Annotated in this window: 24 protein-coding genes; 14 read left to right on the top strand and 10 right to left on the bottom strand. The window is 68.0% G+C overall.

Going from position 1 to position 25,541, the window contains the following annotated elements:
- Window positions 1-87: 87 nt before the first annotated feature.
- From JF543_RS04465 to JF543_RS04500, 8 genes are all read left to right on the top strand, one after another.
- Window positions 88-1,074 carry a hydroxyacid dehydrogenase gene (locus JF543_RS04465; RefSeq protein WP_347401308.1) on the top strand — a complete coding sequence of 329 codons (987 nt, stop codon included), beginning with the start codon at window positions 88-90 and terminating at the stop codon, window positions 1,072-1,074.
- A gap of 33 nt (window positions 1,075-1,107) precedes the next feature.
- Window positions 1,108-2,172, top strand: coding sequence for a substrate-binding domain-containing protein (locus JF543_RS04470; RefSeq protein ID WP_206822837.1), 1,065 nt, complete (start codon window positions 1,108-1,110; stop codon window positions 2,170-2,172).
- Window positions 2,173-2,287: 115 nt separating this feature from the next.
- A complete protein-coding gene (ngcE, locus tag JF543_RS04475) occupies window positions 2,288-3,682 on the top strand; it encodes an N-acetylglucosamine/diacetylchitobiose ABC transporter substrate-binding protein (RefSeq protein ID WP_206822838.1) in 1,395 nt (464 codons plus the stop codon).
- Window positions 3,683-3,689: 7 nt separating this feature from the next.
- A complete protein-coding gene (locus JF543_RS04480) occupies window positions 3,690-4,598 on the top strand; it encodes a carbohydrate ABC transporter permease (RefSeq protein ID WP_206822839.1) in 909 nt (302 codons plus the stop codon).
- 8 nt (window positions 4,599-4,606) lie between these two features.
- Window positions 4,607-5,554: a carbohydrate ABC transporter permease gene (locus JF543_RS04485; RefSeq protein ID WP_347401089.1), complete on the top strand. Its 948-nt coding sequence runs from the start codon at window positions 4,607-4,609 to the stop codon at window positions 5,552-5,554.
- Between the two features lie 54 nt (window positions 5,555-5,608).
- Window positions 5,609-6,892, top strand: a complete 1,284-nt coding sequence (locus JF543_RS04490) for an alpha-L-fucosidase (protein ID WP_206822840.1) — start codon at window positions 5,609-5,611, stop codon at window positions 6,890-6,892.
- Window positions 6,893-6,932: 40 nt separating this feature from the next.
- Window positions 6,933-10,013, top strand: a complete 3,081-nt coding sequence (locus JF543_RS04495; protein ID WP_206822841.1) for a carbohydrate-binding protein — start codon at window positions 6,933-6,935, stop codon at window positions 10,011-10,013.
- Window positions 10,014-10,066: 53 nt separating this feature from the next.
- Window positions 10,067-10,480, top strand: a complete 414-nt coding sequence (locus JF543_RS04500; RefSeq protein WP_206822842.1) for a RidA family protein — start codon at window positions 10,067-10,069, stop codon at window positions 10,478-10,480.
- Between the two features lie 136 nt (window positions 10,481-10,616).
- Here the strand turns inward: JF543_RS04500 and JF543_RS04505 are convergent, their stop codons facing one another.
- The 6 genes from JF543_RS04505 to JF543_RS04530 are packed head-to-tail and all read right to left on the bottom strand — an operon-like array spanning window position 10,617 to window position 16,337.
- Entirely contained in the window at window positions 10,617-11,351 is a 735-nt protein-coding gene (locus JF543_RS04505) for a tyrosine-protein phosphatase (protein ID WP_206822843.1), read from the bottom strand.
- The gene (locus tag JF543_RS04510) at window positions 11,348-12,139 is read right to left on the bottom strand and encodes an ABC transporter ATP-binding protein (protein ID WP_206821014.1); all 792 of its coding nucleotides are present in this window, start codon (window positions 12,137-12,139) and stop codon (window positions 11,348-11,350) included. The genes JF543_RS04505 and JF543_RS04510 overlap by 4 nt, the downstream gene beginning before the upstream one ends.
- Window positions 12,136-12,942 (bottom strand): ABC transporter ATP-binding protein, encoded by an 807-nt coding sequence (locus JF543_RS04515; protein ID WP_206822844.1) that lies wholly within the window; start codon window positions 12,940-12,942, stop codon window positions 12,136-12,138. The genes JF543_RS04510 and JF543_RS04515 overlap by 4 nt, the downstream gene beginning before the upstream one ends.
- The gene (locus JF543_RS04520; protein ID WP_179409100.1) at window positions 12,939-13,820 is read right to left on the bottom strand and encodes an ABC transporter permease; all 882 of its coding nucleotides are present in this window, start codon (window positions 13,818-13,820) and stop codon (window positions 12,939-12,941) included. The genes JF543_RS04515 and JF543_RS04520 overlap by 4 nt, the downstream gene beginning before the upstream one ends.
- On the bottom strand, window positions 13,817-14,833 hold the full coding sequence (locus JF543_RS04525; protein ID WP_206822845.1) for an ABC transporter permease: 1,017 nt from the start codon (window positions 14,831-14,833) through the stop codon (window positions 13,817-13,819). The genes JF543_RS04520 and JF543_RS04525 overlap by 4 nt, the downstream gene beginning before the upstream one ends.
- A gap of 1 nt (window position 14,834) precedes the next feature.
- Window positions 14,835-16,337 (bottom strand): ABC transporter substrate-binding protein, encoded by a 1,503-nt coding sequence (locus tag JF543_RS04530; protein ID WP_179409099.1) that lies wholly within the window; start codon window positions 16,335-16,337, stop codon window positions 14,835-14,837.
- Between the two features lie 91 nt (window positions 16,338-16,428).
- On the opposite strand from JF543_RS04530, the gene JF543_RS04535 reads away from it, so the two are divergent.
- Complete coding sequence (locus JF543_RS04535) at window positions 16,429-17,244, top strand: GntR family transcriptional regulator (protein WP_179409098.1); 816 nt, start codon at window positions 16,429-16,431, stop codon at window positions 17,242-17,244.
- On the opposite strand, the gene JF543_RS04540 is transcribed toward JF543_RS04535, so the two are convergent.
- Together JF543_RS04540 and JF543_RS04545 are read right to left on the bottom strand one after the other, a co-directional pair.
- Window positions 17,211-18,113: a metallophosphoesterase family protein gene (locus JF543_RS04540; protein WP_179409097.1), complete on the bottom strand. Its 903-nt coding sequence runs from the start codon at window positions 18,111-18,113 to the stop codon at window positions 17,211-17,213. The two genes, JF543_RS04535 and JF543_RS04540, sit on opposite strands and share 34 nt — an antisense overlap.
- A gap of 63 nt (window positions 18,114-18,176) precedes the next feature.
- Window positions 18,177-18,944, bottom strand: coding sequence for a siderophore-interacting protein (locus JF543_RS04545; protein WP_179409094.1), 768 nt, complete (start codon window positions 18,942-18,944; stop codon window positions 18,177-18,179).
- Window positions 18,945-19,062: 118 nt separating this feature from the next.
- On the opposite strand from JF543_RS04545, the gene JF543_RS04550 reads away from it, so the two are divergent.
- From JF543_RS04550 to JF543_RS04565, 4 genes are read left to right on the top strand one after another with little or no spacing between them, the layout of a single operon-like run.
- On the top strand, window positions 19,063-20,055 hold the full coding sequence (locus JF543_RS04550) for an ABC transporter substrate-binding protein (protein ID WP_206822846.1): 993 nt from the start codon (window positions 19,063-19,065) through the stop codon (window positions 20,053-20,055).
- A complete protein-coding gene (locus JF543_RS04555; protein ID WP_410339602.1) occupies window positions 20,052-21,101 on the top strand; it encodes an ABC transporter permease in 1,050 nt (349 codons plus the stop codon). Before JF543_RS04550 ends, JF543_RS04555 begins: the two co-directional genes overlap by 4 nt.
- Window positions 21,091-22,185: an iron chelate uptake ABC transporter family permease subunit gene (locus JF543_RS04560; protein ID WP_206822847.1), complete on the top strand. Its 1,095-nt coding sequence runs from the start codon at window positions 21,091-21,093 to the stop codon at window positions 22,183-22,185. Before JF543_RS04555 ends, JF543_RS04560 begins: the two co-directional genes overlap by 11 nt.
- A complete protein-coding gene (locus tag JF543_RS04565) occupies window positions 22,182-22,940 on the top strand; it encodes an ATP-binding cassette domain-containing protein (RefSeq protein ID WP_206822848.1) in 759 nt (252 codons plus the stop codon). The genes JF543_RS04560 and JF543_RS04565 overlap by 4 nt, the downstream gene beginning before the upstream one ends.
- Before the next feature lie 26 nt (window positions 22,941-22,966).
- Here JF543_RS04565 and JF543_RS04570 read toward each other — a convergent pair whose 3' ends face one another.
- Both JF543_RS04570 and JF543_RS04575 read right to left on the bottom strand, forming a co-directional pair.
- Window positions 22,967-23,905 carry a DNA-3-methyladenine glycosylase family protein gene (locus JF543_RS04570; RefSeq protein WP_206822849.1) on the bottom strand — a complete coding sequence of 313 codons (939 nt, stop codon included), beginning with the start codon at window positions 23,903-23,905 and terminating at the stop codon, window positions 22,967-22,969.
- A 258-nt stretch (window positions 23,906-24,163) separates the two neighbouring features.
- Window positions 24,164-24,853 carry a winged helix-turn-helix domain-containing protein gene (locus tag JF543_RS04575; protein ID WP_179409089.1) on the bottom strand — a complete coding sequence of 230 codons (690 nt, stop codon included), beginning with the start codon at window positions 24,851-24,853 and terminating at the stop codon, window positions 24,164-24,166.
- Window positions 24,854-25,191: 338 nt separating this feature from the next.
- Between JF543_RS04575 and JF543_RS04580 the strand changes: the two genes are divergently transcribed.
- Window positions 25,192-25,500, top strand: a complete 309-nt coding sequence (locus JF543_RS04580; protein WP_206821005.1) for a GNAT family N-acetyltransferase — start codon at window positions 25,192-25,194, stop codon at window positions 25,498-25,500.
- The last annotated feature ends 41 nt before the right edge of the window (window positions 25,501-25,541 follow it).

Consider the following 25,541-nt stretch of genomic DNA (forward strand, 5'->3'; position numbering starts at 1 on the left):
CGTGATAGTGGAGTGATCTTCTTCCGACCGCAGGAGCACTGTGATGATTTTGACCTCGTCCGCCGCAACGTCGCGTGGGGCGAGCCGGTGAGCCTGCGCCGACCGCGCGCGGCACTGGCCATGACCCCCGATCTGCCCGAACCGCTGTTCGGTGCGGACTACGCAGAGCGCTTCGCGCCGGCGGTGGAGCTGCTCGGGTCTCTCGAAGACGTCGCCCCGGAGCAGTGGGAACAGATCGAAGTGCTGATCGGATGCTGGGGCGCGCCCGAACTGGATGCCGACCTGCTGGCGCGCATGCCCCGGCTGCGCGGCATGGTCTACGCGGCGGGTTCGGTGCGCGGCATCATGACGTCCGAGGCCTACGAACGCGGAGTGCGGATCAGCTCGGGAGCCGACGCGAACGCGGTGCCGGTGGCGGAGTTCACGTTGGCCGCGATCCTGCTTGCCGGCAAGCGCGTTTTCGCCATCGACGAGGAGTACCGGCGCACGCAGCAGTACCGGCCGGCGAGCACCGCGCACGAGCGATGGGGCAACTTCGGCACGCGGGTCGGCATCATCGGCGCCTCGCGCATCGGTCGGCGGGTGATCGAGTTGCTCGCGCCGTTCGACGTCGAGGTGCTCGTGTGGGACCCGACCCTGCAGCATGACATCGACGGCGTGACCCGGGTCGGGCTCGACGAACTGCTGTCCACGTCGGACGTGGTGAGCCTGCACGCACCCTCGCTACCCGAGACCCGGGGAATGCTGGGAGAGCGCGAGCTGGCCCTGCTGTCGGACGGCGCCACGCTGATCAACACCGCACGCGGCGCGCTGATCGACCAGGACGCTCTCGTGCGCGAGCTGAACGCCAGACGGATCCACGCCGTGATCGACGTCACCGAACCCGATGTGCTGCCCGTCGGGCATCCGCTGTTCTCGGCACCCAACCTCACCCTCACGCCGCACATCGCCGGCTCGCAGGGGTCTGAGCTGCGTCGACTCGGAGACGCGGCCTTTGACGAGCTGCAGAGATTCGCACGCGGCGAGATGTTTCGCCATGACGTGTCGGAGCCGCAGTTCGCGCTGCTGGCCTGACGCGACGGAACCGCAGGTTGAGAAGGAGAAGTCATGCGAGCGGCAGAGCGACGCTCGGCGATCGAACGTGAGCTGAACCTGACCGGACGCGTCGACGTCGCGGTGCTGGCCAGACAGCTCACCGTCTCGCCGATCAGCATCCGACGCGACCTCAACGACCTCGTCGAGAAGGGGATCGCGCGCCGGGTGCATGGCGGGGCGATCGCCGCGCGGATGCCCTCCGCAAGCGGCCCGCAGATCGTGCGACGCCCGCCGCCCGCCCGCAGCGAGGGCGGGATCATCGGCCTGGTGGTGCCCTCATCGCACTATTACTACGCCGGGGTTCTGGAAGGCGTGAAAGCCGCGGCGGTCGAGGCGCGCGTGCGCGTGGCGCTGCTCGTCTCGGGGTACTCGCAGGAGCAGGAGCTGGCCCAGATCAAGCGGCTCGTCGATCGCGGAGTGACGTCTCTCATCGCCACACCCGCCGTCATCCCCGAACGCGACCCGCGCACCTACGAGGCCCTGCGGGAGGTCGGTAGTCCGGTCGTGCTGCTCGAGCGGGACGGCGGCGATGACTTCGCCATGCTCGACTCGGTGCGCTCCGACCACGAGTTCGGAGCCAGGCTGGCGTTTCAGCAGCTCGCAGACGACGGGCACCGGTCGGTGGCGCTGGTGTCGGCCGAGCGCACGCCCACGGCCGGATGGCTGCGCGCCGGATTCGAGGCGAAGCGCGGCCTGTTCGATGGTGCGACCGAGCGGATGGCGATCCCCTCGGCTCCGGAGTACGCCCCGGAACTGCAGGAGAGCCTCGACACTGTGCTGGACCGCTTCGCACAGCTCGGCACGACCGGAGCGCTGGTGCACTCCGACCTCGCCGCCGTCGCGCTCGCGCAGCGCGCCCGCGAGCGCGGCATAGACGTCTCGGTCATCGCGTACGACGACGAGATCGCGGCGCTTGCCGACCCGCCCATGGATGCTGTCGCGCCGCGCAAGCATGAGGTCGGGCGGCTTGCGCTGATGACCGCGCTGGAGCGGGCGGGGCAGAGCGCGGAAGACGTGGTGCCGCGGCATGTGACGGTGCCGCCCGCGTTCGCGCTGCGGCGTGCGCAGGACGCGTAACGACCAGCTTCTGATCGTTTGATCGTTATGGTTTGAGTCGTCCAATCGATCGGTCATAGCATCGCGTCGACGGAGAGCCCTTTCCCACGGCTCGCCCCGGACCGAAGGAGTTCCTGTGCAGATCACCCCCACCACCCGTCGGCGGGCCACCGCCACCGCAGGGGCGCTCGTGCTGAGCGCAACCCTGCTGCTCACCAGCTGCGCGTCCACCGACGCGGCACCCGCGGATGCCGGCGAGCCGGTCGGCCCGTTCGGTGCTCCCTCGGCGCAGTCGATCGAGGTCTACGCGTTCGATGGCGGATACGGCACCGAGTACACCGACGCCGTGATCAAGGTCTACAACGAGCAGCTGCCTGACAGCGAGGTCGACCTCAAGTCAGTGCAGGAGATCTCGACGCAGCTGCAGCCGCGCTTCGTCGGCGGCAACCCGCCGGACCTGATCGACAACTCGGGCAAGCCGATCGAGACCACGACGCTCGCTGACAGCGGCCAGCTTCTCGACCTGGGCGAGCTGCTCGAGGCGCCCTCGTGGGATGACCCTGACGTGACCGTCGGCGAGACCCTGACCCCCGGTGTCGTCGAGACCGGCACGTACGACGGAAAGCTGCTCGAGCTGCGCTACGTGAACACCGCCAAGGGCCTGTGGTACTCGCAGTCGCTGTTCGAGGAGCACGGCTGGGAGATCCCCACCACCTGGGACGCCTTCGTCGAGCTCGGTGAGCAGGCGAAGAACGAGGGCATCGCCCTGTTCGCCTACCCCGGACAGGTCATCAGCTACCCCGCCGACGTGTTCATCACTCTGATCGGCAAGCAGGCGGGCATCGACGCGCTGCGCTCGCTCGACAACCTCGAGAGCGGTGCCTGGGAGTCGGATGTCGTCGTCGACGCGTTCGGAGCCCTCGCCGAGCTGCACGACAAGGACCTGATCCTGAAGGGCTCCGAGGCGCTGACGCACACCGAGGCGCAGACCGAGTTCGTCCGGGGTGAAGCACTGTTCTACCCGGCGGGCTCGTGGCTCGAGAACGAGATGAAGGGCGTCACGCCCGAGGGCTTCGACATGGCGATCACGCCGATCCCGCTGCTCGACGAGGCCACCGCAGCGCTCGGATTCGAGCAGTTGCAGGTCGCGCCCGGTGAGGCATTCATCATCCCCACCGAGGCGAAGAACCCCAAGGGGGCGATGGAGTACCTGCGGGCCATGCTCTCGAAGGAGGCCGCGTCGGAGTTCTCGCGCCTGACGGGCGCACCCACCGTCGTCAAGGGTTCGCTGGAAGGCGTCGACGTCACGCCGGCACTGCAGACGGTGACCGACGCGATCGAGGTCGGCGGCAACGCCGAGCTGCGTGTGTCGTTCCGTGGCTGGTACGAGCCGCTGCGCACCCAGTGGTTCACGACTCTCGGTGACGTGCTCGCTGGCCGGGTAAGCCCCGAAGAGGCCTCGCAGACGATGCAGCAGGCGGCCGACGAGATCGCCGCTGACGACAGCATCACGAAGTACACGAGGGACTGAGCGCGCCATGAAGCACGGCCGCACCAGATTCATCACCCTCTTTCTCGCAGCTCCGCTGGTCCTGTACGGGGTGTTCATCCTCTACCCGTACGTCCAAGGCGTGATCATCTCGTTCACGGACTGGAGCGGCTACTCGCGCGACCGGGAGTTCATCGGCTTCGCGAACTACATCAAGCTGGCCGGCGATGATCGATTCTGGGCGGCCCTGTCGCACAACGCGATGTTCCTGCTCGTCCTCCCACCCGTCACGCTCGGTATCGCGCTGGTCTTCGCCGCGCTCACCAGCGTGGCGGGCGGGAAGGGCGGACGGGTCGGCCCGATCGCCGGCTCCGGCTGGTACCGGGCGATCTACTTCTTCCCGAACATCCTGCCCATCGTGATGAGCCTGGTGCTCTGGCAGTTCGTGTTCAATCCTCGTATCGGCCTGCTCAACGGCTTTCTCGAAGCGGTCGGACTCGGGGCCTGGGCGCACGCCTGGCTCGGTGACCCGAACACCGCGCCGTGGGCGGTGCTGAGTGTGCTGGTGTGGGGGCAGATCGGCTTCTACTACGTGCTGTTCTCGGCATCGATCCAGGGCATCCCGCGCGAGTACTTCGAAGCCGCCCAGCTCGACGGCGTCGGCCGGTTCCGCATGTTCTTCACGATCACGCTGCCGATGATGCTGCAGACCGTGCAGGTCGCGTGGATCTACATCGGGATGTTCGCGCTCGACATGTTCGTCACCGTCGCGATTCTCACACCCGACGGTGGACCTTCCGGCTCGACGGACGTCATCGCGACATACATGCAGCGGCTCGCGTTCAGCGGCGGTCGCTTCGGCTACAGCGCGACCATCGGCGTCGTGCTCACGGTGCTCACGCTGCTGTTCGCCTTCATCACCTTCCGTGTGACGCGCCGCGAGCGCGTCGAGTACTAGGAGTCGACGTGACCGCTCCGATCATGACCCGTCCCGAGGCTCCGTCGAAGGGCGCCTCGTCGCCGGCATCCGCTCCGGCTCCCGGTGCGGCGCTTCCGCGCAAGCGCCGCACCAACCCCTATTCGTGGCTGACCGAGTCGCTCGGCAAGGGCGTCGCGCATGTGTTCCTGATCGCGTGGGCGGTCATCGCGCTGTTCCCGATCCTGTGGGGTGTGTTCAGCTCGCTCAAGGCGAATGACGAGATCTTCGCCTCGCCCTGGGCGATGCCCGAGGCGCTGCAGTGGGACAACTACGTGCGCGCCTGGAACGAGGCCGATATCGGCCGGTACTTCTGGAACACGATCGTCGTGGTCGGCGGATCGCTGATCGTCACCATGGTGCTCGGCGCGATGGTCGCGTACGTGCTGGCACGCTTTCAATTCCGTCTGAACCGCCCGATCTTCTACCTGTTCATGGTCGGCATGATGTTCCCGATCTTCCTGGCGATCGTGCCGTTGTTCTTCGTCGTCAACGACCTCGGCCTGCTGGGCACGCATCTCGGGCTGATTCTGGTTCTGTCGGCCTACGGGCTGCCGTTCACCGTGTTCTTCCTGGTCGGGTTCTTCGCGACGCTGCCCGAGTCGGTGGCCGAGGCAGCCCTGCTTGACGGATGCGGGCATGCCGAGACGTTCTTCCGGATCATGCTGCCGATGGCCAAGCCGGGGCTGGTGAGCGTCGGGATCTTCAACTTCCTCAACCTGTGGAACAACTACCTGATCCCGCTCGTGCTCAACCCGGACCCCGAGAAGTACGTGCTCTCGCAGGGACTCGCATCCCTTGCCATCACTCAGGGCTACGCCGCCGACTATGGCGCACTGTTCGCCGGTCTGGTCATCGCGATGCTGCCGGTGCTGGCCGCCTACCTCGCCTTCCACCGGCAGCTGCAGGGCGGCATCTCTCTCGGCGCGCTCAAGTGACGCCGACGACGCCGCAGTAGTACGTCTCGAATACGACGAAGGAGTACGTTTTCCATGACTGACACCGCCGATCGCACCGCGTGGTTCCGCCACGATCACTTCGGCATGTTCATCCACTACGGCACCTATTCGGTGCTGGGGCGGCAGGAGTGGGTGAAGCGTTTCGACCGCGTCCCCGATGACGAGTACGTCCGGCTCGCCGACCATTTCGACCCCGACCTGTTCGACGCCGGTGAGATCGCCCGGCTGGCCAAAGCGGCCGGCCAGAGGTACGCCGTGCTGACAGCGAAGCACCACGAGGGCTTCTGCCTGTGGGACACGGCGACCACTGACTACTCGATCGGCACGACGCGGGGGCGCGACCTCGTGCGCGAGTACGTCGACGCGTTGCGTGCCGAGGGTCTGCGCGTCGGGCTGTACTTCTCGTTGCTGGACTGGCACCACCCCGACTACACGGTCGACTGGTCGCATCCGCTCGGCAACCGCGACGACATCGATGACCTCAACGCGAACCGCGATATGGACCGTTTCCGGGCCTACATGCGTGAGCAGCTGCGCGAGCTGCTGACCGACTACGGCACGATCGACTACCTGTTCGTCGACTTCACGCAGCCCGGCCCTGTCGACGGTGTTCCCGGCAAGACGCCCGAGGACTGGGACGCCGAGGGGCTCATGGCAATGTGCCGCGAGCTGCAACCCGAGATGATCATCAACGATCGGTTCGGCATCCCCGGCGACTTGGCCACCCCCGAGCAGTACCAGCCGGTCAAGCCGATCGAGGTCAACGGCGAGAAGGTGCTGTGGGAAGCGTGCCACACCATCAACGGTGCCTGGGGTTACGACCGCGAGAACACCGATGACAAAAGTCCCGAGCTGCTTGCGCGAATGCTGGCGCAGACCGTCTCGCTCGGCGGAAACCTGCTGCTCAACGTGGGTCCGACCGCGCGCGGTGAGGTACCCGAGGGACATGACGACATCTTGCTCGAAGTCGGGCGGTGGTTGCGCCGCAACGGCGGTGCGATCTACGGCGCCGGCCCTTCGGAGTTCGAATCGCCCTCGGGCGTCGTTTACACGCAGAACGGCAACAAGCTGTTCGCGCACATCTTCGACTGGCCGTTCAAGACGCTGTACCTGCCGGGGCTGGCCGACCGGGTGACGTTCACTCGCCTGCTATCCGACGGCGCGGTCATCAACACGTACCCGATCGTCACCGACCCCGATCACGTCGGCGCGAGTCTGCACCCGGCCGCGCCGGAACCGGGCACGCTTGTGCTCTCCTTGCCGGTCGTCCGTCCCAAGGAACTGCTTCCGGTCATCGAGTTGACGCTCACCGACTGAAGCAGAACACTCCATCGATCTACACAACGAGGTGAAGAGCATGAGAAAACACAGGACCCGCTGGGCCAGTGCGGCGATCGTCGCCGCACTCCTGGTCTCACCGATCTCGGCGGCCGCCGTCGAGGTTGGTGAGGACGCCGTCGCGAACGGCTCGTTCGAACAATTCACGGGGGCGAACCCCGACAGCTGGGGGCGCTGGAACGCAGCCGGAACGGGGGAGGTGACACGGGTTCCTGGCATCGCCGGGCAGAACGCCGTGCAGATCACGACCAACACGACTTCGTCGCGCCTGGCGTTGGTGCAGGACGTGCCGGTGACCGCCGGGCTGTACCGATTGGACTTCCAGGTGAAGCGTACGGGCATGTCGGGCAACGGCACCGCGGGCATCCGCATCAACGTCGCGGGGGCGACGTCGGCTCCGTTCATCGGCGGAAACACCGACACCGACGGCTGGACGCCCGCTTCCGCATGGGTGCGGGTGCCCGCGGGGTCGACCAGCGCGCGCGTGCACCTGTTCAACGACATGGTGAGGGGCACGATGACGGTCGACGACGTGCGCTTCTCCAGGGCGGATGCCGACGACTTCGTCCTCGCATCGATCACGGCATCCGGCGACATCGGGCTCGATTGGGATGTGACGGATGCGCGAGGCGCCGACCACTACGAGATCATGCGCGAGACGGTGGGGTCCGAAGCGGAGGCGCAGCTGGTGCGCCGAGTGCCGGCCGTTCTCACCGAAGCGACCGACCAGGACTGGAACCCCGGCGAGAGCTACGTGTACACGGTGATCGCGCGCGACAGCGGTGGGGCGGAGGTGTTCCGCACGACGGAGGCGACGATCACCGCGCCGGACGAGAGCAACATTCTGACCAGCTCGTTGGCCGCAATCGAGGCTGAGGCAGATGTGCATCTCAGTTGGGCCGCTGCGCGCGATGTCAAGGGAGCGCTGTCGCTCGTGGCATCTGACGAATCCCTCGCGGGTGGAGATCTCTCTGACGCGACGACGGTCGCCACCGGCGTTGAGGCGGTGGGATCGGCCCGAGCCCAGACACCGGCGCGGTACTTCGCGCTCGTCGCGGACGGCGAGGTCATCGCCACCGCAGCACGGGGAGCGCAGTCGCATCCACGCATCATGTTCACCGATGAGGTGCGCGACAAGATCGCGCGCATCACAGCGGTTCCCGGCACCCCGCAGGAACAGCTCGAGGTGATCACCGCGCGGGTCGACGGAGGTGTCGGGACCTCGGGAACCTCGGCACATCGCTACGCCCGCGAGGCCGCCTTCCTCTACCAGGTGACGGGTCAGCAACGGTACGCGGACCTGACATTCGAGGCGTTCGAGATCGCCGCGGATGAGACGCCATTCGGCGCCAGTCAGCCACTGGATACCGCGAACCCCGCTTCGCAGCTGGCGCTCGCCTACGACTGGGCGTACAACGGTTGGAGCAACACCCAGCGGACGTTCGCGCAGGAGTACTTCGAACGCGCTGCGGTACTGCTCGAACTCGCCGATCACCCCAACATGGTGTGGGACGACAAGGCGAGCAACTGGGTCGGCGTCACGCGCGGCGCAGAACTTGCGCAGCATCTCGCCGTGCGCGGTGACGGTGACTACGGCATGCGTGATGCGCGGATCGCGCGTCTGCTCGACCAGCTCTCGCGTCACGCGGAACAGGGCTACTCAGAGTCCGGCTGGTATCAAGAGGGGCTCGACTACCTCGACTACGACAACATGATCGCCACCACTGGCGTACTTGGGTCGTTCGATGCGGGTATCGATGCCATCAAGGAGGCATGGTACGAGCCGCAGACCGCGAGTCTGCTGCTGCATGCCGCATCGCTCCGGCAGGGGACGGGATCATCTCTGCAGTGGGGCGTGGGGACCGGCGGCCAGCCGGCATGGCCGCTGTACTTCGACCGCGCGGCCGAAGATGGTGAGCTCGACCGCGTCGCCGCGATGTTCGAGCGCACGCAGGGGCATCTCGCCGAGAACGGCTGGTACTCGCCGGGGTTCGGGCTCTACACCTTCGCCTACTGGCCGGAGGAGAGCCCGCCGAGTCTTCGGAGCGATGAGGTGCTTCCCGCGCTGTACGACGCCGAGTCCGGCGTCGCGATGTTCCGCAACCGGATCCAGGATGCCGATGATGTGCTCATTGGGCTGCACAACCGCAACCACGACCACCTCGGCTGGAGCGGCCTCGACACCTTCGGGCTCTCGATCATCGGCGGTGACACGCTGTGGGCGGGGCAACCCGGCAAGAGCGCGGCCGATGCGGCCAAGTACTCGCGGGTGTTCGTCGACAATGAGATCGCACAGGAGGTCGGGCACGGTCGTACCGAGGCATCCCGTTCGTACAACGCGCAGGGTGGCGGCTACGTGCTGTTCGACGGTGCAGGCAACCTGGGGGTCGCGACGGCCACGCGTGAGGCCGCTGTCGACATGACGCCCCGCGCGACAGCCGACACCATCATGGTGCTCTCGGACTCGTTCTCCGACGACGAGGCCCGTCGTTGGACGTGGCAGCTGGCGCCGCAAGCCGGGGTGACGGCTGAGATCGCCGATTCGGTCGACGGTGCGCGCCAGATCGTCCTGCGCAATGGTGACGCCTGGATGCAGCTCACGCTGCTTGATGCCGATGGTGCCGAGATCACGTACGCCGATGGAGTGCTGCGGATCCAGCGCGCCGGGAAGACCGCCGACTTCGACATCGTCGCGGCGTTCGGTACAGGCGCGGACCTGCCCAGGGTGGAGGTGATCGGAACCGTCATCGCCATCGACGGGTTCGTCGCGGATGCCAGTGACCTCGCCGACTTCGAGCCGGTGTCGGCGGCCAATGTGTGGGACGCATCAGCCTCGTACCGCGCTGGTGATCGAGTCAGCTTCGAAGGAAGCCTGTTCGAGGCGATACGGCCGACGAGCGCCGATGAACCGGGCGAGAAGCCGCGCGGTCCGTGGCAGCAGATCCGGGCGATCGGGGATACGTCGATCTGGACTCCGACAGGAGAGTTCCAGCGCGGCGACGTGGTCCTGCACGAGGGGCAGACCTACACGGCGATGCGCAAGAACCGCGGCTCCGAACCGGGCCGCTCCAACGACCGGGCCTGGACGCTGACCGACTGAAAGCCCGCCCGTCGCTGGGGTCGTGCGGTGCTCGGGCACGGCAGACTAGAAGGATGACCGCTGTTTCCCTGATCCGTGCCGATGCCCTCTCTGATGCCGCCCAGTACGCCTATGCCGCCACCGCCCCCAGCGATGCCCGGCTCATCTTCCTCGCGGGCGCCTGCCCGCTGAACACCGACGGAACGACCGCCGCCGTCGGCGATTATGCCGGCCAGGCAGCGAAATGCCTGGAGACACTGCACGGTGCGCTCGCCGCCGCCGGTGCCGAGCTGACCGACATCATCAGTACCCGGGTGCTCGTGGCCTCCACGCAGCAGGCCGACCTCGTCACGGCGTGGGAGGTCGTGCGCGACGGGTTCGGCGACCACGACGTGCCGAGCACGCTGCTGGGCGTTACCGTGCTCGGGTACGACGACCAGCTCGTCGAGATCGAGGCCATCGCCGCCGTCGTCGACGAGGCCCGCTGAGCGAACGCGCCCGCGCGTTCGTACTCCCGTCGCAGTTTCTCCCGCTTCGCGCCTGCGGATGCGGGAGAAACTGCGACGGGAACGTGGAGCGCCGTCGCGGATGCGGGAGAAACTGCGACCGGAACGCGGAGCGCCGTCAGCGACTGGCGGGGACGAGCATCGCCTTGCGCAGCTGCGTGAGCGCGTCGTCATCGACTCCGTGCGCTCCCAGGTACTCGGCGCTGCCGCCCCAGGTGCGTTCGATGCGATCGAAAGCTCCCTGCAGCAGCTCGGGAGGTGAGGCGGTGGCCCGATGTGCGGCCATGCCCGGCAGGTTCTCGGCGTCGACATCGGCGAAGAGATCGGCGAGGTACTCGGCGCCGAGGCGCTGCTGCGACTGCGCGAAGTCGTCGAGCACCAGGGTGCGCTCGACCCCGAGCACGTCCAGCACGAGCGCGCTGAGCACGCCGGTGCGATCCTTGCCGGCCGTGCAGTGGATCAGCACGCCCCGCTCGGCGCCCGCCGCGATGGCGCTGAACGCGCGGGCGAGGGCGGCGCCACTGTCATCGATCATCACCGCGTAGAGCTCGGCGAGGTCGGCGAAGCGGATCTCGTGCAACCGATCTTCGAACACCGGCATCGCGCGTGCGCTGAGCGACGGATGCTGCCAGGCGCCGGGCGTCGAGGCGCGCTCACGTGCGTCGCGCAGGTCGAGGATCGTTGCGACGCCGAGACCGACGACGGCTTCGCTCGCCGGCTGCCGCTGCGATAGCGGTGCGGCCGAGCGCCAGACGAGATCCGCCCGAACGACGCCACCGTCCGCGGTCGGGAGTCCGCCGACCGGGCGGAAGTTGTGCAGCGGGGTCGGGGTGATCAGCTGACCACTCATCATGGGGTGCTCCTGGGGGCGTCGGCGGGGCGGGGCGGAAGCAGAGGCACGCTCTCGATCAGCTCTCGGGTGTAGGGATGGGTGGGGTTCTCCAGTACGTCGATGACCGGGCCGCGTTCGACGATGCGTCCTTCGGTCATCACCAGCGCATCGGTGCAGAGTCCGTCGATGATGCCCAGGTCGTGCGAGACGGCCACGATCGTCAGCTCCTCGTGCGCAGCCAGGCGGCGCAGCAGGCGCAGAACCTGCGCGCGCACCGATACGTCGAGCGCGCTGACCGGTTCGTCGGCGATCACGACCTCGGGGCGCACGGCGAGGGCGCGGGCGATCGCGACGCGCTGGCGCTGCCCGCCAGACAGTTCGCGGGGCAGCCGCTGTGCCGCGTCGGCGGGCAGCTCGACGGCGGCGAGCATCTCGGCTGCGCGGGCATCCGCATCCCATTCCGGGCGGAGGGCGCGCACCGGTTCGGCGATGATGCGCCCCACCGGCATCCGCGGGCTCAGCGACGCGAACGGATCCTGCAGCACCACCTGCACGCGACGGCGGAAGTCGCGGGCGGCACGCCCGCGGCCGGCGGGAACCCGCTCACCGCGGTAGGTGACGGTGCCCGTCGTGGGGCGCTGCAACCCGAGCAGGACGCGGGTCAGCGTCGACTTTCCCGAGCCCGACTCGCCGATGATCCCGAGGTGACGGCCGGCGTCGATGCGCAGATCGATGTCCTGCAACGCCGCGCGGTCCATCCCCGGGTAGGTGACGCCGATGCCGTCGGCATGGAACAGCTCGGTGCTCATGCGGCCACAGCCTCCCGCATACGGCGCGGCTGCCAGCCGGTGGCGTACGCGGCATCGATCAGCTCGGCCGTGTAGGCGGTGCGCGGCTGGTGGATCAGGTCGGCCGGACGGCCCTCTTCGACGATCCGCCCCGACTGCATCACGATGATGCGGTCGCACTGCGAGGCGGCGACCGCCATATCGTGGGTGACGAGCAGGCTGCCCGCGCCGCTGCGGTTGACCAGGTCTGACATCAGGCGCAGCACGCGTGCCTGGACGGTCACGTCCAGGGCGGTGGTCGGTTCATCGGCGAGCAGCAGCCGCGGCGACGTCGACATCGCCATCGCGATCATCACCCGCTGGCGCTGCCCGCCCGAGAGCTCATGCGGATAGCGCCGCACCAGTTGCGCGGCATCGGGCAGGCCCACGCTCTCGGCCAGGCGGATCGCCGTCTCACGTGCGGCGCCACGGGGCAGCATCCCGTGGGCGCGCAGGGGCGCCACCAGGTGCCGGTGGATCGGGAGCAGCGGATCCAGCGCGCTCTGCGGTTCCTGAAAGACGCAGCCGACGATCTTGCCGCGCAGGGCGCGCAGCGTCGCGGCATCCGCGTCGATCGTCTCGACACCTTCCACACGAACGCTGCCCGACAGCTCTCCGCGCGGCGGGCGCAGCCCGAGCACGGCCATGCTGGTGAGCGACTTGCCGGAACCCGACTCGCCGATGAGTCCCACGCGCTCGCCGGCATCGACATGCAGTGAGACATCGTCGACGACGGTGCGTCCGTCGATGCGGATCGTGAGGTTGCGGATGTCGAGGAGCGTCATGCGGGCACCTTCTTTGTGGAACGGCGGGCGGTTTTGGGGGAGGGGCGGGCGGATGCTGCGCGCACCTGGTCGGGTTCGAGTGCGTCGCGCAGTGCATCGCCCAGCAGGGCAAAGCCGATCACCAGCGTCGTGATGGCCAGGCTCGGGGCGATCAGCACTTCGGGGCGCACGAGCACCTGCGATTGCAGATCGGCGAGCGTGCGTCCCCACGACGGGGTCGGGGGTGGCGTGCCGAAGCCGAGGTACGACAGGCCGGCCTCGGCCAGTGCCGCGACCGAGAGCAGCTGGGTGGCGCGGATCAGCAGCGTCGGCGCCGTATTGGGCATCACGTGACGCCACACGATGCCGCCAATGCTCACCCCGCCGGCCGTCGCCAGCGTGACGTAGGGGCTCGCGAGGGCGCCGCGCAGTTCGGGAACCATGGTGCGGGCCACGACGACCGCGCCGCCGAGCCCGATCGCGAGCGACGAGACCCAGATGCTGGCGCCGTACGAGGTGACCAGGATGATCGCCAGCACGAGCGTGGGGAAGGCGATCGCGATGTCGATGCCGCGTTCGAGCAGAAGACCGAGTCTGCGTGAGGCGAGTGCGGCTCCCAGTGCGAGGGGGAGCCCGACGGCGACGGCGATCAGCGTCGCGAGCACGGTGGCGAGCATCGTCGACTGGGCGCCGACGAGCAGGATGCTGAACAGGTCGCGACCACCGTTGTCCGTGCCGAGCAGATGGGCGGACGACGGCGGCAGCCAGCGGTCGGCGGGCGAGAAGACCGTCGGGTCGTACGGAACCCACAGCAACGAGATCAGCGCGGCACACGTCGGGATGCCGACGAGCACGAGCCCGGTGATTCCGAGCGGATGGCGCAGGAAGCGAGCGATCATGAGGTCCTCCGGATGCGCGGATCGAGAACGCGTGAGAGCGCGGTGAGCGTGACGGTCGAGATCATCACCAGAGCGGTGAGCACGAACAAGGTGCTCTGAATCGAGACGATGTCGCGGTTGCCCACATCGGCGAGCAGCATGCCGCCGACGCCGGGCAACGCGAACAGCTGCTCGACGATCACCGACCCCATCAGGACTCCGGCGATCTCCAGGCCGAGCACACCCAGCAGCGGAAGGGCCGCATTGCGCATGCCCTGACGCACCAGCACCGCACGCAGCGGCCATCCCTGCGCGAGCCCCGTGCGCACCCACTCCTTCATCAGCACATCGATCGTGGCGCTGCGCACGAAACGCACGAGCACGGCCGCCTGGCCGATCGCGATGGCGGTGGCCGGAAGGATGAGCGCGCGAAGCGCCTCGCCGGGCTCCGCCCACCGGTCGGCCGGGAAACCCTGCACCGGGAAGAGGCGGGTGGGAAGAGCGACGAACACCATGAGGGCGAGGCCGAGCACGAAGGTCGGCACGGCGGCGGCGAGCTGACTCAGAGCCGCGATCGCACGGCCCAAGGCCGACTCGCGGTACACGGCCGCGACGACACCGACCGGCACGGCGATGAGCACGCTCAGCACCAGGGCGAGCAGGCCGAGCGGAACCGTCACCTGCAGCTTCTCACCGAGCTCGGCCGCCACCGGACGCGAATCCAGTGCCGAGGTGCCCAGGTCACCCGTCAGCACGCCGCCCATCCAGTCGAGATAGCGCGCCCACAGGGGACGATCCAGACCCATCTGCGCGCGCAGCGCCTCGAGCTGCTCGGGGGTGGCATCCATTCCGCCGATGACCGCCGCGGGGTCGCCGGGCAGCACCGCCAGCAGGCCGAAGATCACCATGCTCGCGGCGATCAGCGACACCACCAGCACGGCGGCCTCGTTGAGCAGTTCTGCGGCGACCCGCCGGACACGGTGTGAACCGTGTCCGGCGGGCATCCGCACCTGCGCAGGTGCAGTCGTGCTCATGTCACTCGGCGGCGGTGATGCCGCTCACCCGGAAGTTGTTCGAGATGCGGTCGACGGGGAAGCCCGCCACGTCCTCACCCGCGACGATGACGGTCTGCGGCGAGTACAGCCAGTCGCTCGCCGAGTCGGCCGCGACCAGCTCGGCGACCGCACGCAGCTTCTCGTCGCGCTCCTCGGGCGTGGCCGACTGCCGAGCCTCGGTCACGAGTGTCTGCGCCTCGGCATTGTCGTAGTTCCAGTAGTAGGCGGGGTTGCCGTAGTACGTGATCGTGGCGGGGTCCACGTGCAGCACCATGGTGAGCTCGTAGTCCTTGTTCGTGTAGACGTCCTCGAGCCAGGTGGCGAACTCGACCGTGTCGATCGTGACGTCCACGCCCACCTCGGCCAGTTCGGCCGCGATGAACTCGGTGATGATCGTGTCGTAGGTGTTCGCGACGGTGAGGGTCAGGCTCAGGTCCTCCTGGCCCGCTTCGGCGAGCAGTTCCTTCGCGGCGGCCTGGTCGTACGGTGCCGAGTCGGTGGCGTCGACATGCCAGGCGTCGGTGGGCACCGTGATCGTGCCGACCTCGAGGGCCTGCCCGCCGATGACCTCGATGAGCTCCTGCTTGTCGATCGCCTGGCGCAGCGCCTGACGCACGCGCTGGTCGTCGAACGGCGCGACGGCGTTGTTGAAGCCCAGGGTCATCCAGCTGGTCGAGTCACCCTCGACCACCTGGAACTCAGCGTCTCCGCCGAGCAGCTCGGCCGTCTCGGCGCTGACGCCGGCGAGGATGTCGACCTCGCCGCTGCGCAGTGCGCTCGCCGCCGTGGTCTCGTCGGCGATGTAGTGGTACACGACGCCGCCGTTGAGCGGCGCTTCACCCCAGTAGTCGGCGAACGGCTCCAGCGACAGGGTCGCGCCGCGGTTCCACTGGCCGAGCGTGTAGGGGCCGGTGCCGTTGGTGGCCGAGGCGAGGTCGACCGACGACTCGAGCGGGACGACATAGCCCGCCGAGGTGGTCAGCGACTCGAGAAAGTTGATGTCGCGCTCTGACAGGGTGACCACGACCGTGGTGTCGTCGGTGGCCTCGACCGAGGCGACCGAGCCCATGCGCTTCGCGTCGGGGTTCGTCGATCCCTCGGCGCTGGACGCCTGCAGCGAGGCGACGACATCGGCGACGGTCATCGGGGTGCCGTCGTGGAAGGTCACGCCCTCGCGGACCGTGAAGGTGTAGGTCAGCCCGTCGTCGGAGATCTCCCAGTCGGAGGCCAACGCCGGGAGGATCTCGAGGTCCTCGCTCAGGCCGACCAGGCCCTCGTAGACGTTGCCGCGCATGACCTGCACGAGGCCGGCGCCCGAGGTGGTGGTCACATCGAGGCTGGTCGGCTCGAGTCCGACGCGGATGTCGATGATCGCGGATTCGGAGGACTCGGGGGCGTCCGTGCCCGTGGCGGGCGAGGAGGCGCAACCGGCGAGCAGCACGCCGCCGAGGATGAGTGCTGTGGACGCAAACGTTCTGCGCATGGCTTACCTTTCTGTTGCGGGGTTTCCCCGCGGCTGTGATCGAGACGTCTATATGTCTACGGATCGACGGTGTCGAGAAGAGGAGTGCCAGGTGAACGATCGGCGAAGTGAGCGTGTCCGACCGAGCACGGGCACGCCCGCGTACCGGCGCATCGCCACTGCGTTGTGGGAGCAGATCCAGTCGGGCGAGCTCGCCCCGGGCGAGCGGCTGCCGAACGAGGCCGACCTCGCGGCGCGCTTCGGCGTGACCCGGCTGACGCTTCGCCAGGCCGTGATCGAACTGCAGCGACTGGGTGCCGTCGAGATCCGACGGGGCGTGGGCACGTTCGTGATGTCACCGCCCGACCTGGTCGAGATCGTCGCGAGCGTTCCGTCACTGCGCCAGGAATCGGATGCCACCGCTGACGCGCTCGACGAGCACGCGCTGCGCCGATCCGCCCGTCCGGTGCGGATGGTCGACGAGCGCATTCTGCAGGCCGGGGCGGCTACCGGCCCGTTCGCCGATGAAGCCGCCGCGCATCTCGACCTGCCTGTTGAGCGCCTGCACCGCCTGGACACCGTGATGGTGCGCGACGGGCGGCATTGGATCGCCAACAGCTACTGGTTCGATGAGCGATGGGCCGGTGTCGACGAGCTGGTCGACGCCCATGCGCTCGTCGTGCGGGCCTTCGCCGATGGGTTCGGCCTGCAGCTCGGCTACCTGTGGCGGGCGTTCAGTGCGGTCGGGGCCGACTTCGACGACGCCGAGACCCTCGGTGTGCCCACGGGCACCGCGCTGCTCGTGCGAGACGGGGTATCCGCCGATGAGAGCGGACACCCCGTGTTCTACGTCCGTCGCCGCCTTCGGGGCGATGACGCGAAGTTCGTACTGCGTTACGACACCGAATCGGCGCGCGTCGACGGCTGACCCGCGGCATCGATGATCCGCGCCACGATGTCGGCGGGGAAGCGGAACACCTCGGTGTCATCCGACATCCGCTCGACGAACGGCGCCACCCGCACGCGCTCGCCACGGATGTCGACGACCGCGCCGCCGAAGCCGTCGATCGCGGACTCCTCGCGCGGGTCGTCGAAGGAGCGCGCGATGTTGGCGACCCCCGGAGCGACGACGACCGGGACCCCGGCGACGGTTTCGACCAGCGGCAGGTGGTAGTGCCCACTGAGCACCACGCGCACGTCTGAGCCGCGCATTACGTCGAGCAGCGCGTGGGTGTCGTCCGCATCGAGCGCGAGCGCCTGCAGCAGCTCGGTCTGCGCGTCGATCGGCGGGTGATGGATCACGAGCACCGTGCCGTTCGGTGCGGGGGTGGCCAGCTGGGAGCGCAGAAACTCGAGCTGCTCGGGTTCGATCGATCCGTATCCCCGCTGCGGGATCGAGCTGTCGAGAACGATCGTGCGCCAGCCGTCGACGGTGGCGGTGGATGCTACGGGGCGGGCCTCGTCGGTACCCGCCATCACCTGTTCGCGGGCATCCGGCTGGCCCCCACCGAGTACCTCGCGGAACGTCTCGCGGCGGTCGTGGTTGCCCATCGCATAGACGACGCGTGCACCGCGCTCACGAGCCCAGGTGCCCAGCGTCTCGCGCAGCCACCGGTACGACTCGGCGGTGCCGTCTTCGCTGACATCCCCCGAGCAGACCACCAGGTCGAAGCGCAGGTGGCCGACATGCCCGAGCGCCCGCGTCAGATGCTCGCGCGTGTCGACACGGTCGTAGTGGCGGCTGTCATCGCCGAAGAGATGGGTGTCGGTGAGATGCAGGATGCGCAGAGACGTCATGCCAGCAGCAATACCAGCCCGAGGTGAACGTCTGTGCGCACCTCGGGCCGGCGTATGCCCGGATCAGTGCGGCGCGTGGTACTCGTCCTCGCCGCGCTTCCAGTAGCCCTTCACGACGGCCTTGGATGTGTCGACGCCCCAGCGTTCGAGCAGCGCACGGCCGGGCTTGACGATGGACTGCTCTGCAGCGATGAAGCAGAACGGGTCATCGCCGACAGCATCCGCCGGTCCCAGACCGTCGAGGAAGGCGATCAGCGCCGAACCCGCCGATGCCTCGCCGCGGTGCAGCCACTCGACCGTCACGGGTGCGTCGATCTCGACTTCGTCGGCGGCCGAGACGACCTCGATGACGATGCGCGCGGGGGTGTCTGCGGGGATCATCGCGGCGAAACGACGGATCGCAGGGATCGCGGTCTCGTCACCCACCAGCAGCCACGACCCCGGCGTGCCGGTGATGACCGCCGAACCGCGCGGACCGCCGACGCCGACGAACGATCCCAGCGGTGCCGAGGCGGCCCAGGGGGCCGCGACGCCCGCATCGCCATGGATCGCGAACTCGACGTCCAGCCAGCCGTCGCCCCACGCGAGCGGCGTGTACTCGCGGCTGGGCGCCGCACGCATCTCCTCGACCGAGGCGGTCGGGGCGGAGGCGAAGAACAGGCGCATGTGATCGTCGGCGCCGGGCGAGTCGAAGCCCGCCAGGTCCTGACCAGTCAGCCGTACTCGCACATAGTTCGGCGCCAGCCATTCCCGGCTCTCGAGGGTCACAGAGCGGAAGCGCAGGTCGAGTCCCTGGCGTTCGATCGAGAACGCGGATTTCACATCGGTCATAAAGTAAGGCTAACCTAATCACGTCAGGCAAGGTTGTCCTAACCTCACTTCGCGGCGCAGGTTCGCAGTATCCCTGCAGAGCACCGCCGCATCGCCCCCGCAGAACAGGAGTCCCTCCATGTCCGTGTCCAGAATCACCACGACCGCCGCGCTCGGCGCGGTCGCCCTTCTCGCACTGACCGGCTGCAGCACCGTCGGCGCAGCCGAGGAAGGCGACGCGAAAGCACCGGCAGCCGCCGAGGGGCAGCAGTTCCCGGTGACCGTCACCGACATGGCCGGCAACGAGGTCACTATCGAGAGCGCCGACAGCGTCATCGTCACCGACAACCGCCTGTTCCGCCTCGTCGCCGACTGGGGCATTGAGCTCTCCGCAGCCCCGCGCGCCCTGATGAGCAGCGAGAACCCGCTCGCCACCGACGAGGGCATCGTCGACCTCGGCACGCACGCCGAGCCCGACTTCGAGAAGGTCGTCGAGGTCGACCCCGACCTGATCGTCAACGGCTACCGCTACAGCGGCCACGCCGAAGACATGCAGAAGGCCGCGCCCGACGCCGCCTTCGTCGACATGACCAACGAAGAGCTGAGCGTCGACGAGTACCTCGTCGAGAGCGTCACCCTGCTCGGCGAGATCTTCGGCAAGCAGGACGAGGCCAAGGACCTGATCGACGACTTCCACGCGGCGGTCGACGAGGCACAGCAGGCCTACGACCCCGAGGTCACCGTGATGGGCCTGGTCACCAGCGCCAACGAGATCCGCTACTCCAACCCGCTCGACGGCCGCGGTTCGAGCATCTTCTTCAGCCTCGTCGGCCTGACCCCCGCGCTCGAATCCGAGGGCTCGAGCAACGACAAGGGTGATGACATCTCGATCGAAGCGATCGCCGAGTCGAACCCCGAGTTCCTGCTCGTGCTCGACCGTGAGGCGGCGTTCTCCGACAGCGAGTCCACCCCGGCGCTCGAACTGATCACCTCGTCGACCGCGCTGGCACCCGTGCCCGCCATCGAGAACGAGGCCATCTACGTCATGCCCGCCGACTTCTACCTCACCGAAGACATCGTCACCTACACCACCGTTCTCAACGACCTCGCGAAGGAGTTCGCGGCTCTGTGAGCACGGGTACCACACCGCTGCCGGCGGGTCAGCGCGTCACGCACGTCGACGCGCTGGCCCGCCGCGCCGCGGTGTCGCCACCGGCGTCGCGCCTGCGGCGCAGCCTGCCGGTCATCATCGCCCTCATCCTCACTGCCGGACTGCTCACACTGTCGGTCTTCACCGGCGTCGCCGACATCACCGACACCGAGGGCCGCGGTCACGAATTCACCTGGATCACCCGCATTCCGCGCACCATCGCCCTGGTGCTCGCCGGCGCCAGCATGGCAATGGCCGGGCTGATCATGCAGTTGATGACCCAGAACCGCTTCGTCGAACCGACCACGGTCGGCACCACCGAGTGGGCGGGTCTCGGCCTGTTGCTGACCTACATCATCATTCCGATGCCCTCGCTCATGATGCGCATGACAGTCGCCATCGTGTTCGCCTTCATCGGCACCCTGATCTTCTTCCTGTTCCTGCGCCGCGTCACGCTCAAGTCATCGCTGATCGTGCCGATCATCGGCATCATGTTCGGCGCCGTGATCAGCGCGATCTCGACGTTCATCGCGCTGGAGTACGACCTGCTGCAGACGCTCGGCACGTGGTTCGCGGGCCGCTTCACCGGAATCGAGGTCGGGCGCTACGAACCCCTCTGGATCGTCGCGATCGTCGCCATCATCGTCGTCTTCGTCGCCGACCGGTTCACCGTCGCAGGGCTCGGCAAAGAAGTCGCCACGAACGCCGGACTGAACTACGAACGCGTCGTGCTGCTGGGCACCGGACTCGTCGCCGTCGTCACCGGCGTCGTCACCGTCGTGATCGGCGCACTGCCGTTCCTCGGCCTGATCGTGCCGAACCTCGTCTCGATGATCCGCGGCGACAACCTGCGCAGCAACATCTTCTGGGTGTTCCTGGCGGGCATCTGGGTCGTGACCGTCTGCGACATCATCGGCCGTGTGATCATCATGCCGTTCGAGGTGCCCGTGTCACTGGTGCTCGGCGCCGTCGGCTCCGTCGTCTTCATCTTCCTGCTGCTGCGTACGAGGAGGACCCTTGTCCGCTGACACGGCACCCGCTGACACCGCCTCCGCTGACACCGCCTCCGCAGAGTCACCGGCATCCGCTCGTCTCGCACCCGCGTCGGGCGACCGACGCGGCAGCGCGTACGCCGACGATCGTCACCGCCGGCGCTACCGTCTGACACTCGGCGGTCTCATCGTCCTCGCCGTCGCGATCGCCGTGCTCATGCTGACGTGGGACAACCAGCATCCGCTCTTCAGCGAGAAGTGGTGGCGCATCTCGAACATGCGCTCCGAATCGCTCATCGTGATCGCCCTCGTAACGCTGTGCCACTCGTTCGCGACCGTGGCATTCCAGACCGCCACCAACAACCGCCTGATCACCCCATCGATCATGGGCTTCGAGTCGCTGTACATCCTCATCCAGACCGCCGCGGTGTTCTTCTTCGGCATGAGCGGTCTGGATCAGATCGACGGATTCGTGCAGTTCCTGCTGCAGACCGCGATGATGATCGCCTTCGCTGTGCTGCTCTACTCGTGGCTGTTCTCGGGCAGGCTCGGCAACCTGCATGTGATGCTGCTCGTCGGCATCATCATCGGCACCGGACTTGGAACACTCTCGACGTTCCTGCAGCGGATGCTCGATCCCAACGAGTTCGACGTGCTGCGCGCCCGGATGTTCGGCAACGTCGGCAACGCCAACACCGACTACCTGTGGTTCGTGATCCCGGTGTGCCTGGTGACGGGCGCCTCGATCTGGCTGATGGCGCGCCGCCTGAACGTCGTCGCGCTGGGCAGCGAGATCAGCACGAACCTCGGCATGAACCACCGGCGGCAGGTGATGCTCACTCTCACCCTGGTGACGGTGCTGATGGCGATGAGCACCGCGCTGGTGGGGCCGATGACGTTCCTCGGCTTCCTGGTCGCAACCCTCGCCTACTCGATCACCGACACCCACGACCACCGGCGCATCCTGCCGGTCGCCTGGCTGCTGGGCTTCGTGGTGCTCGGAGGCGCGTACTTCTTGCTGCGGCATGTGCTGCCCATGGTCGACACCGTCACGATCATCGTCGAGCTCATCGGCGGCATCACGTTCCTCATCGTCGTTCTCAGAAGGGGGCGCCTGTGATCCGGCTGTCCAACGTCACCAAGCGCTACAGTGCCGATGTCGAGATCGGACCGATCTCGCTCGACCTGCCCGCCGGGGGCATCATCGCCCTGGTGGGGCCGAACGGTGCTGGCAAGTCGACCGTGCTCACGATGATGGGGCGCCTGCTCGCCCCCGACGGCGGTTCGGTCGAGATCGGCGGCATCGATGTGCACCGCACGCCGTCGAAGAAGGTCGCCAAGACCGTGTCGATCCTGCGTCAGGAGAACCACTTCGTCACGCGGCTCACGGTACGGCAGCTGGTCGGCTTCGGCCGCTACCCGTACAGCGGCGGGCGGCTCATCCAGGCCGACGAGGACAAGATCTCTGAGGCCATCGATTTCTTGGGGCTCACCGACCTCGAACAGCGCTTTCTTGACCAGCTCTCGGGCGGTCAGCGGCAGCGTGCGTATGTGGCGATGGTGCTGGCGCAGGACACCGATTATCTGCTGCTCGACGAACCGCTGAACAACCTCGACGCCCAGCATTCGGTGCAGATGATGCAGCAATTGCGACGGGCGGCCGATGAGCTGGGCCGCACGATCGTGATCGTGTTGCACGACATCAACTTCGCCGCGGCCTACAGCGACCACATCGTCGCCATGGAAGAGGGGCGCATCGCCGTGCACGGCACCCCCGACGAGATCATCCGCGACGACGTCCTCAGCCGGGTGTTCCGCACGCCCGTCACCGTGATCGACGGCCCGAACGGTCGTTTCGCCGCCTATCACCGCTGACCCCGTTGCGGCGCGGCGAGGCCGCGTCAACGGCGCCGGTGGTCTTCGGGGGCCAGCCGCGGTCCACGGCGCGACTCTCGGATGCCGGCGGCATAGACCAACCGGATGACTCGCTGCCGGTGACCGGCCCAGGGCGAGAGCAGCTCGAGCATGCCCGCATCGTCGGTGCGCGAGCCGGTGAGCGCGAACCCGATCTCGTGCGGCAGGTGGGCGTCGCCGAGAGCGACGGCGTCGGGGTCGCCGAGGGCGCGCAACCGTGTCTCGGCCGAGGTCCACTGCCCGATCCCCGGCTGGCTCGTCAGCACCTGGTCGCGGTCGTCGCCGTCGGATGCCGCGTGCAGTGCCCGCACGATGCTCGGGGCACGCGATGCCGCCCGCACGATCGTGCGGGACTGCGGGGGCTCCACGCCGGCGCGGTGCCACTGCCAGGACGGGATTCTGCGCCAGCTCTCTGCCGCGGGTGCGGCGAACATCGGGCGGGGCGTCGGCCCTGGGGTACGTTCGCCGAAGTTCGTGACCAGGTACCGCCAGGCACCGAAGGCCTGCAGGCCCGTCACCTTCTGCTCGAGGATCGCGCAGGCGAGGGCCTCGAAGACGAGATCGGTGCGGGGGAGTCGGATGCCTGGGAAGCGCCGCGCGATTGCGGCGAGGCCCGCGTGCGCCGAGACGTCGAAGCCGGTCAGGTCGTCATCGGCGCCGCACACCTGTGGCATCCGATCGATCGCCTCGTCGGCGCCGGGGCCCCACGCAGCCGCGTGAATGCCCTGGGAGTCCTGCCGCAGGCACAGTGTGGCGATGCCGCTCCCGGTGCGGAACGCCAGCCACAGCCGTCCGCCGTCGACGAGCATCGTCGGATCGTTCGGCCCGCGCACCAGCATCCCGACCGTCCGCATGAGGTCTACCGGATGGGCCGGACGGTAGACGGTCTGCGCCACCGGCTGGTGCGGTGCAGCATCCGTCGTCATGTCGGCAACCCTACGCGCCGGCGCCGACGCTCTCGTCTTCGGGGTTCTACGTCGCGGCGCCCGTCGTTGCGGCGCCTTTCGCCGACACCCCTACCTACCGTCGACACCCCTACCTACCGCCGACACCCCTAGCTACGGACGCCCACACCTGGGGGTCTCGGCGAGAACTCGGGGTCTCGGCGCAGAGAAGTCGCGTGACGAAGCAGTGGACAGCAGCGGCGCGCCACGCGAGGCGGCAATGAAGAGACGCGAGTCGGGTCAGAAACGGTCGGGCGACGGGGTGCCGTGGCCGTACCGGATGGAGACATCGGCGTGGCGGTCGAAGCGGTATCCGACGCCGCGCACGGTGCGCACGATGTCCTCGTGACGGCCGAGCTTGGCGCGCAGGCGCCGCACGTGCACGTCGATGGTGCGCTCGCCCGGGGCCTCTTCATCGGACGACGCCTGCCACAGCGCCGAGACCAGCTCGGTGCGCTCGATCGTGCGTCCCTCGCGCAGCACCAGGTACTGCAGCAGCTCGAACTCCTTGTAGGTGAACGCCGCAGACTCACCGTCCAGCAGCACACGCTTGCGCGAGATGTCGACGACGACGCCGGCCTCCTGGTCCTTCTCCTCCTCGACGGCGGCCTTGGCGCGGGCGATCGCACCCGGCTCGTGCAGCGCGAGGCGCACGACGTCGAGGTCGCGGCCACCGGATGCCTGCGGAGCGAGCGCCACGGTCGCGTGGGTCTCGGCACCGGGAGCGAGCTCGGCGAGGGTGCGACGCAGCGCGTCAACGAGCACGGGCAGGCTCACACCGGCCGAGGCGGCCTTGATCTCGTCGATACCGACATAGAGCGCGAAGCCTCGCGGCGAGCGTACGGAGGGGAGGTCAGCTGCGGCGTCGGCGGGGGAGATGACGCGGACGGGAGCGGTGACGGGGCGATCGAGGAGAGCAGTGGTCGACATGATGATGAAACCTTCACGGATGCGAGAGCCGGTGGCTCTGTTTGCGTTGCACGAAAGACCGGGCGGAGCCGGTGGAATGGGCGCGTAGGGTGGGCGCTCCGAGACCCGCCCCTCAGATCGAGGAGCGACAGCGGGTCAGGCTGGGTGGTTGCGCCTTAGCAACACATTCGGCAACACATGCCAACGCGGCCGGGCATCATCATCCCGGCAGTCCCGTTCGCCTCCTGGGCGGATACAGGGCATGCGTTGGTGGTCATGGGGGCGATTATTTCTCATGATGACGCGTCGTGTCAAAACGTGACAATCCGGTGTCTGAAACAGGACGTAACGTGGGGTGGGTGACATCTCCGCTTCCTGCTACCGATTTCGTGCTATCCGACGAGAAGGACGCCTCCCGATACACGCTCACACGCGGTGGTGAACTGGTGAGCGTCCTCGACTACCGCGACGACGGTCGCACCGTCGCCATGACGCGTGCCTACACGATCCCGACGCACCGCGGCCACGGATACGCGGCCATGGTCGTCGCCGGGGCGGTCGCCGATGTCGAGGCCGAGGGTGACCGGCGGATCGATCCGGTGTGCTGGTATGTCGCCGAGTGGTTCCAGGGGCATCCCGACAAGCAGCACCTGCTTCGCGCACGCTGACGGCACGCCTCGATCGCGATGTCGGTGGTCGTCCGTACGGT

This window comes from Microbacterium esteraromaticum, from assembly GCF_017303215.1.
In the GTDB taxonomy this organism is placed as follows: domain Bacteria; phylum Actinomycetota; class Actinomycetes; order Actinomycetales; family Microbacteriaceae; genus Microbacterium; species Microbacterium esteraromaticum_C.

Coding starts and splice junctions, on each gene's coding strand:
- JF543_RS04540 (WP_179409097.1), bottom strand. CDS start 18,113: ATGACGTCTCTGCGCATCCTGCATCTCACCGACACCCATCTCTTCGGC.
- JF543_RS04575 (WP_179409089.1), bottom strand. CDS start 24,853: ATGTCGACCACTGCTCTCCTCGATCGCCCCGTCACCGCTCCCGTCCGC.
- JF543_RS04470 (WP_206822837.1), top strand. CDS start 1,108: ATGCGAGCGGCAGAGCGACGCTCGGCGATCGAACGTGAGCTGAACCTG.
- JF543_RS04495 (WP_206822841.1), top strand. CDS start 6,933: ATGAGAAAACACAGGACCCGCTGGGCCAGTGCGGCGATCGTCGCCGCA.
- JF543_RS04500 (WP_206822842.1), top strand. CDS start 10,067: ATGACCGCTGTTTCCCTGATCCGTGCCGATGCCCTCTCTGATGCCGCC.
- JF543_RS04515 (WP_206822844.1), bottom strand. CDS start 12,942: ATGACGCTCCTCGACATCCGCAACCTCACGATCCGCATCGACGGACGC.
- JF543_RS04545 (WP_179409094.1), bottom strand. CDS start 18,944: ATGACCGATGTGAAATCCGCGTTCTCGATCGAACGCCAGGGACTCGAC.
- JF543_RS04530 (WP_179409099.1), bottom strand. CDS start 16,337: ATGCGCAGAACGTTTGCGTCCACAGCACTCATCCTCGGCGGCGTGCTG.
- JF543_RS04480 (WP_206822839.1), top strand. CDS start 3,690: ATGAAGCACGGCCGCACCAGATTCATCACCCTCTTTCTCGCAGCTCCG.
- JF543_RS04490 (WP_206822840.1), top strand. CDS start 5,609: ATGACTGACACCGCCGATCGCACCGCGTGGTTCCGCCACGATCACTTC.
- JF543_RS04510 (WP_206821014.1), bottom strand. CDS start 12,139: ATGAGCACCGAGCTGTTCCATGCCGACGGCATCGGCGTCACCTACCCG.
- JF543_RS04525 (WP_206822845.1), bottom strand. CDS start 14,833: ATGAGCACGACTGCACCTGCGCAGGTGCGGATGCCCGCCGGACACGGT.
- JF543_RS04520 (WP_179409100.1), bottom strand. CDS start 13,820: ATGATCGCTCGCTTCCTGCGCCATCCGCTCGGAATCACCGGGCTCGTG.
- JF543_RS04570 (WP_206822849.1), bottom strand. CDS start 23,905: ATGACGACGGATGCTGCACCGCACCAGCCGGTGGCGCAGACCGTCTAC.
- JF543_RS04550 (WP_206822846.1), top strand. CDS start 19,063: ATGTCCGTGTCCAGAATCACCACGACCGCCGCGCTCGGCGCGGTCGCC.
- JF543_RS04505 (WP_206822843.1), bottom strand. CDS start 11,351: ATGATGAGTGGTCAGCTGATCACCCCGACCCCGCTGCACAACTTCCGC.